This is a genomic window from Erythrobacter sp. SN6-5 (assembly GCF_057364945.1).
Genome location: NZ_CP200282.1, coordinates 1,268,472 through 1,280,580 on the forward strand (window position 1 = coordinate 1,268,472; position 12,109 = coordinate 1,280,580).

Below are 12,109 nucleotides of genomic sequence, written 5' to 3' on the forward strand. Positions count from 1 at the left end.
CCAACATCCATGTCGGCGCGCTCCGGGTATACTCAAACTTTTTCATATGCGAATGATAGCAGCCTAACATCGTTGACTGATAGCTTGGGTCGAACTGCCACCTTTGAATGGAGCAAACTGAAGCCGACTACCCGTTTGCCTGCTCCCGCGGGTTCGGAAGAAGTGCCGGATGCGATTGAGAGTATTGGCTTGCCTGACGGCACGTCACTTAGGTACGAATACGAAAATATTCCGCTGCCAGATCCAGTTGCGACCTATAGTGGCGTTAAATGGCAAAAGACGTGGCGTGGAGGATCAGCGCCTCGCGTCACTCGATCCTACAGAGCCTTTGTTCCAAAATTTCTGCGTTTGGCAAAGGTAGAACGGCAGTCCGCATCAGGATCCGTCCTTGATTCTGTCAGCTATGTCTATGAGAATAACATCTTTGGCACTAACGTTACAGGCATTGTCGATCATCGCGGCGAGCGAATCTCAACCTATGTCTATGATGGGGCGGGCCGCGTCATTTCGAGTGAAAGAGCGGGCGGAACGGAAGCGAAAACTGTCTCTTACAGCAACAATGGTTCCGATCGAGTTCGAACAGTAACGAACGAATACGGCAAACAGAGTGAATACACTTACCGCGAACGATCGGCCAGCAACCGCGAATATCAATTGACCTCTATCTCCAGTGCGGCCACGGAAAACACGCAAGCGACCTCGACAGCGCTGTCCTATGCGGGTGGCACATTTCTGTCCGATGCAACTGATCCTGAAGGTCGGCAGGTCACCACGGTTCGCGATGCGCGCGGGCGCCCGATCAGCATCATAGAGGCTAGCGGCACGCCAGATTCGCGAACAACGGCGATCACATGGCATGCCGATTTCAATGTCCCGGTCACAATCGTAGGTCCGGGGCTTACAGAAACGCGTGCCTACGATCCGCAAGGTCGCCTCTCGTCGCTGACCCTGACGGATACGACAACGCATACGGTTCCGTACTCAACCGGAGGCGAAACTAGGACGTACTCTTACAGCTGGGATGCCAACGGGCGGTTACTATCAGAAAACGGGCCTCTTCCTGCCAACGGTGCTGAAGATGATCTCACAACCTACACCTATGACGCGAATGGCAATTTGCTCACAATGACGAATCCGCTGGGCCATGTGACAACTTATGCTGGCTATGACGCTAATGGCCGTCCGGGCAGCATGACCGATGCCAATGGCGTGGTGACCGCGTTTGGGTATGATCCACTTGGCCGCGTAACCTCGGTTGCGCTCAGACATCCGAGCAATCCCGCGCTCGATGCGGTGTCTTCAATGGCCTATGACGCGGTCGGCAACCTTGCCCAACTGACTTTGCCGGGCACCGCCCCTCTGATCATGGAGTATGATGCGGCAAACAGGTTGACCGTCATGCGTGCCGCAAATGGTGAGCGTTGGGACTATTCCTATGACGCGATGGGCAATGTCGAACGTGAGACTGTTGCGCGCAGCGATGGCTCAACCTCTCGCCTAGTCCGTCGGCAATTTGATGAACTTGGCCGCCTGATGAGCGAAAGGCTGGGCACGCGACGGCCTGCGGAATGGGGCTATGATAGGGTCAGCAACCTTGTAAGTGCAGCCGATCCTAACGGTTCTATCACCGCCGCATCGTTTGATGCGCTCGACCGGGTGGTCAGCACTGTTGCACCTGATAACGGTGTGATCGCCTCCGTTTATGACGCGCAAGACAACCAAGTCAGTTTCACCGACCCAATCTCCGTCACCACCCAATTCGTCTACAATGGCTTCGGCGAGGTTATCCAAGAGGTCTCGCCGGATCGCGGCACCAACACCTACACCTATGATGCTGCTGGCAGAATGATCCAATCGGTCGATGGCCGAGGTCAGGCGGTGGCATATACGCGCGATTATCTTGGCCGAGTGACCCGCAAAGAGCCGCTCGCGCGCCCGGCTTCTGAAATCATTGATTATCAGTGGGACACCGGAGGGCTTGCCAGCTCATATTCGGTCGGACGCCTTGCGAAGATCACTGATAGCTCTGGCGTGACGCTGTTCCAATATGATCACCGCGGCAATCGCACTGCTCAGCAGCAAGTGATCGGCACCAGCACTGCGTCGCAATTGGCCTATCAATACGATCTGGCGGATCGGATCACCCAGATCACTTATCCTTCGGGTCGCCTCGTTCGATATGGCTATGATGGATATGGCCGCGTCAACCTCGTCGAAACCAAGCAAAACCCCGCATCGCCCAATTGGGAAACCGTGGCCAGCGGCCATGAATACGAACCTTTCGGCCCGGTAAAGTCAATGTCACTTGGCAATGGCCTGATAGCTGCGAACGACTGGGCTGCGGACGGGCGTCTCGCCGGGCGGCGGCTGTCCTCTTCATCCGGCGGACCGGATCTGTCTAATCTCGCCTACCGCCGTGATGAGGTCGGGCGGATCGGCGCGATTGCTGATTATGTGAACCCATCGAAATCGGTGATCTATGGCTATGACGATGTCGGTCGTTTGACCATGGCCGTATCCGAAACGGTCACGGCCAATGCCGAGACTTACACGTACACCAGCGGCACCAACCGGTTGGAAAGCTTCGCTGATAACGGCGGCACCCGTACGATCAGCTATGACGGGCGGGGCAATACGATTGCCGAAACGCGGCCCGGCGGTGTGACCGTGGCGGCGAGCTATGATGGCTATGGCCGCTTGGCGAGTTACGACCGCAGCAACATTGGTTTGCAGAGTTACACCTATAATGGCCTTGCGCAGCGGGTGCGGGTGGATAAGCCGACCGGCACGCGGCATTTTGTCTATGATGGGTATGGCCGGGTTATTGCGGAGTACGGCGCCTCTGCCAGTGATGTGAAGGCGGAGTTTATCTGGGCGATCCCGCCCGCTGCGAATGACAACTCGCCGTTTGGCGGCGCAGACGAGATTGCGGGTTATGCGCCGCTGGCGCTGGTGACGCCCAATGCCTCCAGCCAGCTTGAGCTGTATTGGGTGCATGGCAATCACCTTGGTGTGCCGATTGTCACCAGTGATGCTTTGGGCGGAGTGGTGACGCCTGCGAACGACTTCCTGCGCCCCGGCTTTCCGGGTCAAGCCCAAGTGCTCTCCGATCTCTATTACAATTTCCACCGCGACTATGATCCGGTCACGGGCCGCTATATTCAGGCCGACCCGATTGGGCTGGGCGGTGATGTAAATCCCTACGTCTACGCTTGAGCGCAGACCCGGTCAATATGATCGATCCGTTGGGGTTGAGTGCGGTCGACTGGTTGTCGTCCGGGCAGTTCGGGGCCATCAGAATGGCGGGTGATGCGTTGGGTGCTGTTAATGCTCGCAATGCTGGAAGAGCCTATTGCTTCGGTGAATTTAGTGCTGAAGAAGTGGCTCTTGGACTGGTTGCGGGTTACGGCCTTGGTAAACTAGCCAGCTTCGGCCTCAGACTGGGAGGGCCTTTCTTAGGTAAACTCTGGAGAGATCAGTCGGGGGCAGTGCGTAACCCGTTTGGTCGTCTTGGTAAACCATCGACACGAAAGCATGTGGACGATGTTGCATCCGAGATGGAGAGGCGGGGATACAATATCACTCACGGTGGGAACCGCGGTTCTGAAGAGTACCTGTCTGGGCCGGGTGGTAAAAGGAAGGGATCTTCATATATAGACATCACAGCCAATAAAAATGGTCGGACAGTTCGAGTTAACACCGTTGATACCAGAGCGAATGGCATCACCCCCTCGACTAGAGAAGCCAATAATGCGGCTCGTATCAGATCGCAAACCCCTGGGGATCATCTGTTGTTAGTTCCCAAGCCCAAGTAAATGAGTGGGGAAAACTGGTGAGAAGTGCAAAATCAATAGAAGTGTTCGCCGCAAAATGTGACTGGCATGAATTACTTTCTGTAATCGAAGAGAAGGTTGCTCTCGCCTACGTGCACGGAGGTCACCAAGATGACGATCCTCACCGGTTTACGTCCTTTCGAGATGTAGAGAACTTGGGACTTGCAAGCTCAGGTAGTGCGGTTAACGAGCAAATTTACCTCTGTTTTTCGATCGACTCTGAGCCTCAAGCCCGGTCTGTCACACAACGTCATGGTGATCGAGTCGATATAATTGATCAAATGTCCTTTCCTGATACGGTTACAATAAAATTTGGTGGTGTTTTTGGGCAAAATATCCTAATAGCGGGACAAATAGGTACAATATCCGATTTGGATTGGTCGCTCAGAACGTTCGCAACCTTCAAGCAAGAAGTCCGAAAACGGTTCGAGAAAATTCACTCATACTATGTTGGTCCCAAAGCGCGTGCGATGCTTGATAGCGGGTGGCGCCTGACATCGAACGTTCGTTCTCCAGAAGAATACGATTTAAGTTTGGGATAGACACGGCAGTCGCCAGCAACATTGGTTTGCAGAGTTACACCTATAATGGCCTTGCGCAGCGGGTGCGGGTGGATAAGCCGACCGGCACGCGGCATTTTGTCTATGATGGGTATGGCCGGGTTATTGCGGAGTACGGCGCCTCTGCCAGTGATGTGAAGGCGGAGTTTATCTGGGCGATCCCGCCCGCTGCGAATGACAACTCGCCGTTTGGCGGCGCAGACGAGATTGCGGGTTATGCGCCGCTGGCGCTGGTGACGCCCAATGCCTCCAGCCAGCTTGAGCTGTATTGGGTGCATGGCAATCACCTTGGTGTGCCGATTGTCACCAGTGATGCTTTGGGCGGAGTGGTGACGCCTGCGAACGACTTCCTGCGCCCCGGCTTTCCGGGTCAAGCCCAAGTGCTCTCCGATCTCTATTACAATTTCCACCGCGACTATGATCCGGTCACGGGCCGCTATATTCAGGCCGACCCGATTGGGCTGGGCGGTGATGTAAATCCCTACGTCTACGCTTAGCGCAGACCCGGTCAATATGATCGATCCGTTGGGGTTGAGTGCGGTCGACTGGTTGTCGTCCGGGCAGTTCGGGGCCATCAGAATGGCGGGTGATGCGTTGGGTGCTGTTAATGCTCGCAATGCTGGAAGAGCCTATTGCTTCGGTGAATTTAGTGCTGAAGAAGTGGCTCTTGGACTGGTTGCGGGTTACGGCCTTGGTAAACTAGCCAGCTTCGGCCTCAGACTGGGAGGGCCTTTCTTAGGTAAACTCTGGAGAGATCAGTCGGGGGCAGTGCCAAATAGACCTCCACCTATTAAGCTTGGCTCCGCTGGGGGACTTACAGCTGGACAGCGCTTTCCAGAAAGCGTTCGACGAAAAGCATTTGCTGAGAATCCAAGCAAGACTTGCGTCTTTTGTCGCAGGCCTGAAACCGGAACAAATGTCGACCATGCCAAAACGCGAGCTCAAGGGGGGAATGCTACCATCGACAACGCACAACTTGCGTGCCCACATTGCAATGGCTCAAAGGGAGGATTCAGGAGTTTCCCTAAGAACCCTCCTCCCGGTTACAGGGGGCCTTGGCCGCCTTCGTGGAAACCTAAGTGAGCATGCTGATGGGTGAAAATGGTATGACATACGGTAATGAAGCGACACACAAAGATCCCATTTGGCGTGATCGTGCTGATTTCGTCATTGCGGCTAACCTAGGCAATGATGGCGAAGGTCAAAAATGGGAGCAATTATGGGCTCGGAAGATAGCCGAGTATCGATTTGAATTATGCTGCATTCCATTTTTTGCCTATGATCTATCATTGGGGGATGAGGTTGAGACAGACGCAGACTACACTATAATCGGGGTGTTGAAGAGATCGGGCCGATCTACTTTTCGCATTTGGTTTGGCGAATCCAAGAGATCGAGCGTTAGAGAAGAATTTATCGAACTGATATCTCAGAGAGAAGTATCCTACGAATGGTCGTCAGATAACCTACTAGCAGTCGATATCTCTGCAGATGCCGATGAGTTTGAGCGTGAATTGGAACGATTGCGAGTTGATCTTCAGATTAGTTTTGAGCGAGGCCACATCAGCTGAATGCATGTGCGTCTGCTTGGCGAGTTACGACCGCAGCAACATTGGTTTGCAGAGTTACACCTATAATGGCCTTGTGCAGCGGGTGCGGGTGGATAAGCCGACCGGCACGCGGCATTTTGTCTATGATGGGTATGGCCGGGTTATTGCGGAGTACGGCGCCTCTGCCAGTGATGTGAAAGTGGAGTTTATCTGGGCGATCCCGCCCGCTGCGAATGACAACTCGCCGTTTGGCGGCGCAGACGAGATTGCGGGCTATGCGCCGCTGGCGCTGGTGACGCCCAATGCCTCCAGTCAGCTTGAGCTGTATTGGGTGCATGGCAATCACCTTGGTGTGCCGATTGTCACCAGTGATGCTTTGGGCGGAGTGGTGACGCCTGCGAACGACTTCCTGCGCCCCGGCTTTCCGGGTCAAGCCCAAGTGCTCTCCGATCTCTATTACAATTTCCACCGCGACTATGATCCGGTCACGGGCCGCTATATTCAGGCCGACCCGATTGGGCTGGGCGGTGACATGGATTTTCAAGAGATCCGCATTGTAAATACAGGTGTAATTGCAGCCGACCACTCGGATGAGATAAAGTTCATTATTCGTCTTTCATCAAGAAAGAGTATCGGTGGGGCTGGATCAAAGTCTCAAATGTCGATAAAGTCATACTCAAAATGATGTTCGCTACTGAGTATTATTACAAATGACATCTATTGAGGTTGCCATTGGTTGGATTCTAGGGTTGTTAAGCGGCGCGTTTGTCACATCTCTGCTTGTTGTAGCGATCGCATTCCTGGCTTTTGGGATACTGGTGGGCCGTATTTCTTTCCTTCGTGCTGGGCAGGCTGTGCTCGGCAGTTTTATTCTGGCCGGTTCGGCAACGATTGCTCAATCGGTGTTGAGTTTTGTTCCGCAGGAACGCTTTGAAATAGTCAGTCCGTCACCAGCGCCCGAAGTCCGTCAATTGCCTGAGCCAGTGATTGAGCCGCCTCGCCGAGGTAACCCGTTTGATCCTTATTAGGAAAAGCGATGTGCGACCTTAGTTCAGGCGTGCATGCCAAACACATGATTAAGTGGAGATGTTAATGCTCAAAATTCAAAGTCATCTCGTGAAGCTGTCTAGCTTTCTGTTAGTTACTCTCAGTTTGACTTACTCTGGGCAAGCGATCGCGCAATGTACACCGCCGCATGTGCTGACCAACGGGACGATCGCGGATGCAACGGAAGTGATGGAAAATATCAATGCGATTGCTCAATGTGCTGACGATGCTGCCGATAATTCTGTGACTCAGTCAGGTGCCCCTCAAGCTGGTGAAGTCGCTGTCTTCAGCGGAGACAAAACTGTTACTGGTGGCGACCTTACAGGTGACGTCACAACCTCTGGCGGCACCGTGACGACCTTAGCTTCATCCGGAGTGCTGCCCGGCACTTACACCAATCCTACAATAGCCGTGGATGAGAAGGGGCGAGTGACATCAGCTGCAAGCGGGACTGGCGGAACGGGTAGCGGAGCCTCATTCGTGTTGATTTCCAAGGTCGTCGTCGATGGTTCTGGCTCAAGTGTTACCTTCAACAATATCCCGCAAGTTTATCAGGACCTCGTGCTGGTCGTGACAGGTCAGAGTGTGAACCCTGTCCAAAACCTGCTCGCTTATGCAAATGGTGACACCAACAATGGTAACTACCGGGATTTCACTTGGAACAGGTTTGGTACGGCAAAGATCAATGCTCCGCGAATTGGTACATTCCCTGGTCTGAACCGGCCTAGCGTTGGTACAGCAGCGCATTTCCGCGTGGAGTTTCTCGCTTACTCAAGTTCGGTGTGGAAGAAAAATGCCATGTCGCATTCTCAATTTGAGGATAGCCCGAACTTCTTTCGCAACCAACTTGAATGGAAATGGAATAACACCGCTCCAATCACGGATTTGACTCTGCAAATCACCAGCGGAAATCTAGCAAACGGAACAATTTTCTCATTGTATGGCCGAGGTCAAAGCTAAGCTATTCCGCCGCCAGAATTTGACTGACCCGCCGTTTGCCGCCACGCCGTTCGAGTTGGATGAACACGTCGATGCTCTCACGGACATAATGGCGCACATCGTCCCGGCTGAGCTTGGAGCCTGCCTGAAGCACCAGCAGCGCAAGCTGCTCGATCGCGCGTTGCGGCGTATCGGCGTGAACGGTGGTCATCGAACCAGGGTGACCGGTGTTGACTGCGCGCAGGAAAGTGAATGCTTCCACCCCGCGCAGTTCGCCTAAGATGATCCGGTCTGGCCGCATGCGCAGCGCCGCGATAAGCAGATCCTCGGCTGAGACTTCGGCCTCGCTTAGCTCCCCGCGAGCGGCGATCAGGCCGACAGCGTTTTCGTGCGCGAGTTGAAGTTCGGCCGTGTCCTCGATCAGGATCAGCCGCTCATCCGGCGCGATCTCGGCAAGCAGTGAGTTCAGAAACGTCGTCTTTCCGGTGGAAGTGCCGCCAGAGACCAGAATGTTCTTACGGTCCTGTACCGATTGCCTCAGTATGTTTGCAGCTTGGCGTGCTGGCACTGCGCGAAACTCTCTCTCCTCCGCGAGCACAGTCGCGCCGCCTTCGATCTCTTCAAACGCATCCGCTTCTTCCCAATCACTGAGCGACAGGTTAGCCGACACATGACGGCGGATGGCAAAGGCATGTGCGCCTCTGGTTGCAGGCGGGGCTGCTACTTGCACTCGTGAGCCATCTGGCAGGGTCGCAGCGAGCAATGGCTGAGACCGGCTGATCCCTTGCGAGGAGTGTGCAGCGATCTGGCGTGCAAGCCGCTCTAGCAATTTGCCATCGAGCGAGGGCTCAGTCTGTCTTTCGATGCCGCCACCAATGCTTTCTGTCCAAACCTCGCCGGGTCTGTTGATCCAAATGTCGGTGACATCGGGGCGTTCAAGAAATGGCGCAAGCGGCGCGAGGAAGCTGTCGAGGTAATAGCCAGTGTCAGGTCCGCTCATGGATCGACGCTCGAAAAATCAAGATCTCGAGCAACGAAGACAGATACGCTGGTGCCATGCTTGACCTTGAGCGTGGGTTGAATGGCTTGTTGGTCCGTGATCTGAACGTTTTGGGTGCTGCCGGGTAGTGCGACAAGCACACCGTCACTTGCCTCACGTGTGGCAATGCCTACGCCAATATCGAGTACTGATTGCAGGATCGCTCCGCCAAAGCGTTGCAGGAATTTGCTGTCGACTTTGCCTCGCACTCCGGCGCGTCCGAGCGGATCGGAAGATGGGGAATCGAGCGCTACGGTGACCCCTGCAGGCGTGATGAGCCGAGTCCACTGCACGAGCGCGCGGTTCTGCCCAGGTTGAAGGTTTGCTTCGTACTCGCCGTATAGCCTGCTGCCGCGCGGAATGAGAACGCGTGATCCATCAAACCCCAAGACGTCCCGTTGGACGAGTGCGCGAACACCGCCGGGGCGGGTGGAATCAAGCGCGGTTTCAAGGACCGCGGGGATGACGGTCCCTTGGGGGATTGTACGGGAGGGGTTTTCGAAACGCCCGGCTTTGACGCGGTCGACCGCTCCCTCTTCTGCCGCTTGGACGGGAGCAGGCGTTGTGGCTCCCCGGCTTTCAAACACGACTTGAGAGCCCAATGGCTCGGGCACTGGCAATGGCGCAGGCGGAGGAGCAAAGGTCGGCGGTAGAGGTGGCGGTGTAAACGGAGCAGATGGCGGAGAGGAACGTAGAACCACCGGCGGACGTGTTTCTTCGCTGGTCCTAGGCTCAACACTTACAGGCTCCAGAAACCGTGCGGGAACCCCGATTGGCGGCGGCGCCGAGATTCTGCCAGCATCCGGGGCGCTTGGCACCAAAACCGAGGGAACCTGAGCCGCCTCACGCGAGGCAGCTAGCGTGTTGAAGATGACGAGCCCGCCAATAGCGAGGACCGCAAAGAAGGCCCACATGCCCCAATTGCTAGGCTGCCCGGTTGCGACAATCGGTCTGATATCGCGCGGATCAATGTCTGGTGATGCGGTGTCGCTCATGACGCACCATCTCCGGCGTTTTGACGGCGAGCCGTGGCTTTCTCTTTGTCGATACGAAACACCAATCGTTCATGCACGCGGTCAATTACGAACTTGTCGCCGCGCATATAGCCATCAACCACTTCCTCATCGCCGGAGGCGCCAATTGCAAAGACCGCTGGAAGGGGCTGCCCGTCAGCATACTCTATCACGGTCTTCTCGCCGTCATCTATTATTAAGGCCGGCCTGACCGACTTATCTCCACGAAGGCGGTAGCTGTAGGTCGGCGCATTGGGATCAATTTGAGGACCGAGCGCTGCCTCGTCAGCACGCGGCTGGCCAATGCGAACCAGATAGGCTGCCAGCAGGCTTTGAGACGTTTCCAAGGAAAAGCGATATTCGCGCGTCCCGGTCTCGACAGTAAGGCTTGCTGGCCGCGCACCGACCGCTGGCAGGACTGAAAGACCGTCCTGATCGCTAGATATCTGCACACTCCAGTTCTGCCCATCACTGATAACGGCGCGCTGAATGATCTCGCCAGGTTCCAGCAATATGGTAAGCTGCGTCTGAGGCAATGCGGTCAGGAGAATTGATTGCCCGTCTCGCCACTCCGCCTCTTGGATGCGCGACGATGCCTCGGAGGGTGTGGGCACGACTTGCGCACCAGCTGGGGAGGCGAGGATCAAAGTTAGGCTAGCGATAGCAATCCTTCTCATGGGGTTTCCTCGCCCACTTGGGGTTGCTGGACACCATTGACGATCCCTGCCTCGGGCAGGGTCTCCGCGTCGCGGCGGTAACTGGTCACCTGAAAGCCGAGTGGATTGATGAGACGGTCTGCTTCGCTCATTTGGACGCCGCTAAACTCATAGCTTACGATCGCGGCCCAATGCTGCGCTGATTGCGGCGCACCGCCATTGTCAATTCGCTGGGTCGCAAAACGAACCAAGGCTCTGCCTTCCGCCAGTTGAGATACGCTTTTGACCTCCGTACGGATCGCGGCGCCCCGCGGAAGGTAAGCCAGTGGGCTTGCAGGGTTTTCCGCGTTCATGGCGCTCTGATATTGCCGTCCAACCGTTCCATCAGACCAGAGCGATATCTTGCGATAGTCATCCTGCAGAGCATCTGCGCTAAAGCTCTCACGTGCGATAACATATTGAACCAAGAACGACCTTGTCAGCGCCGCATCAGCAGTGACCACTTGAGCGTCCAGCGGTGCCAGCGCCTCCACATTACCAGTCTGACGATCAACCAATAGCGTGTAGGGTTCGACCTTCTTCAATGGAATGAGCAAGATCAAAGCAACTGCTTCAAGCAGCGCAATTACAGCAGCGATGATGGCAACGATCCAGGCGCGCTTGCTGGAGCGTTCCAGATCAGCAGTGACGCTCTCGGCCCAGCTGTTTGCAACTGGGAGATCGATTGGGTCGATTGGGTTATCCGCATTCATGCAAGTAGAAACCGTATATTGCCAATGTGTCGGACCATGGAGAATTTTTCCAAATGAACGGTACGACCATCCTTTCGCTTATCGCTTGAGTGGAAGTAACTGCTCATCGAATACGGACCACTGTCATACCATTTACTGGAATGACAGCAAAGACAGGTGGGGTGCTGTCAGTACCACTGTCGGATCCCGACCCACCATTGCCGCCTGATTGAGCATTGTTAGTCCTGGCCTCATAATTTGTCCGATTGCCTAGCCGCATCATATTGGATTTCTCGCACCTTCATTTCTTGAGTTTGATTGGGTTCTACCTCTACCTTGATTAATCGTCCAAGCGCGTCGTAACTATACCTTTTCTCTGTTTGAGCAGGCTGGCTAAGGGCCGCTACAGGGACGAGAGCGACGCTTGCGACAATGGCACCGGTCAACAGGCGTCTGGCGGGTTGGCGGGCTTTTCCAACCATATGACGATCAGGTTGATGCTGTGACAAAAGCAATCTCACAAAATTGGCTGCTGCCGCTAGGTTGAGAATAGACGATTACCGTCTTGTCCGCGAGCCAGGCTGACATGAGCAATGATACCGTAGCTTCGTAATTGCTATAAGATACGTCCATGTATGCCCATTGATGGCCTGAGGCGCACATTTCGCCGGGCGTGTCGAGATAGACTCTAAAAGAGTAATTACCCGCTGCAGTGGCGCCGATCTGACTGATTTTACCGGTCTT

At 55.0% G+C, this 12,109-nt stretch carries 13 protein-coding genes; 9 read left to right on the top strand and 4 right to left on the bottom strand.

The window, feature by feature from the left end; translation table 11 throughout:
* Window positions 1–135 precede the first annotated feature (135 nt).
* The 9 genes from AC0V6Z_RS06340 to AC0V6Z_RS06380 all read left to right on the top strand — a co-directional run bounded on the left by AC0V6Z_RS06340 (window position 136) and on the right by AC0V6Z_RS06380 (window position 7,947).
* Window positions 136–3,216, top strand: a complete 3,081-nt coding sequence (locus AC0V6Z_RS06340) for an RHS repeat-associated core domain-containing protein (RefSeq protein ID WP_486176448.1) — start codon at window positions 136–138, stop codon at window positions 3,214–3,216.
* Between the two features lie 17 nt (window positions 3,217–3,233).
* Window positions 3,234–3,815, top strand: coding sequence for a hypothetical protein (locus AC0V6Z_RS06345; RefSeq protein ID WP_472640506.1), 582 nt, complete (start codon window positions 3,234–3,236; stop codon window positions 3,813–3,815).
* A gap of 17 nt (window positions 3,816–3,832) precedes the next feature.
* Window positions 3,833–4,375: a hypothetical protein gene (locus tag AC0V6Z_RS06350; RefSeq protein WP_472640507.1), complete on the top strand. Its 543-nt coding sequence runs from the start codon at window positions 3,833–3,835 to the stop codon at window positions 4,373–4,375.
* Between the two features lie 26 nt (window positions 4,376–4,401).
* The gene (locus AC0V6Z_RS06355; RefSeq protein ID WP_472640508.1) at window positions 4,402–4,890 is read left to right on the top strand and encodes an RHS repeat-associated core domain-containing protein; all 489 of its coding nucleotides are present in this window, start codon (window positions 4,402–4,404) and stop codon (window positions 4,888–4,890) included.
* Between the two features lie 82 nt (window positions 4,891–4,972).
* Complete coding sequence (locus tag AC0V6Z_RS06360) at window positions 4,973–5,476, top strand: HNH endonuclease (RefSeq protein WP_472640862.1); 504 nt, start codon at window positions 4,973–4,975, stop codon at window positions 5,474–5,476.
* A 2-nt stretch (window positions 5,477–5,478) separates the two neighbouring features.
* Complete coding sequence (locus tag AC0V6Z_RS06365) at window positions 5,479–5,961, top strand: DUF4265 domain-containing protein (RefSeq protein WP_472640863.1); 483 nt, start codon at window positions 5,479–5,481, stop codon at window positions 5,959–5,961.
* Window positions 5,962–5,977: 16 nt separating this feature from the next.
* Window positions 5,978–6,625, top strand: coding sequence for an RHS repeat-associated core domain-containing protein (locus AC0V6Z_RS06370; protein WP_472640509.1), 648 nt, complete (start codon window positions 5,978–5,980; stop codon window positions 6,623–6,625).
* Between the two features lie 25 nt (window positions 6,626–6,650).
* Window positions 6,651–6,968: a TrbC/VirB2 family protein gene (locus AC0V6Z_RS06375; RefSeq protein WP_472640510.1), complete on the top strand. Its 318-nt coding sequence runs from the start codon at window positions 6,651–6,653 to the stop codon at window positions 6,966–6,968.
* Window positions 6,969–7,032: 64 nt separating this feature from the next.
* A complete protein-coding gene (locus tag AC0V6Z_RS06380; protein WP_472640511.1) occupies window positions 7,033–7,947 on the top strand; it encodes a hypothetical protein in 915 nt (304 codons plus the stop codon).
* Between the two features lies 1 nt (window position 7,948).
* Here the strand turns inward: AC0V6Z_RS06380 and virB11 are convergent, their stop codons facing one another.
* Genes virB11 through AC0V6Z_RS06400 form a run of 4 tightly spaced genes read right to left on the bottom strand, consistent with a single transcriptional unit; the run spans window position 7,949 to window position 11,386 of the window.
* Window positions 7,949–8,926, bottom strand: a complete 978-nt coding sequence (virB11, locus tag AC0V6Z_RS06385; RefSeq protein WP_472640512.1) for a P-type DNA transfer ATPase VirB11 — start codon at window positions 8,924–8,926, stop codon at window positions 7,949–7,951.
* A complete protein-coding gene (locus tag AC0V6Z_RS06390) occupies window positions 8,923–9,960 on the bottom strand; it encodes a TraB/TrbI/VirB10 family type IV secretion system protein (protein WP_472640513.1) in 1,038 nt (345 codons plus the stop codon). The genes virB11 and AC0V6Z_RS06390 overlap by 4 nt, the downstream gene beginning before the upstream one ends.
* Window positions 9,957–10,655 carry a TrbG/VirB9 family P-type conjugative transfer protein gene (locus AC0V6Z_RS06395; protein WP_472640514.1) on the bottom strand — a complete coding sequence of 233 codons (699 nt, stop codon included), beginning with the start codon at window positions 10,653–10,655 and terminating at the stop codon, window positions 9,957–9,959. The genes AC0V6Z_RS06390 and AC0V6Z_RS06395 overlap by 4 nt, the downstream gene beginning before the upstream one ends.
* A complete protein-coding gene (locus AC0V6Z_RS06400; RefSeq protein ID WP_472640515.1) occupies window positions 10,652–11,386 on the bottom strand; it encodes a VirB8 family type IV secretion system protein in 735 nt (244 codons plus the stop codon). The genes AC0V6Z_RS06395 and AC0V6Z_RS06400 overlap by 4 nt, the downstream gene beginning before the upstream one ends.
* Between the last annotated feature and the right edge of the window lie 723 nt (window positions 11,387–12,109).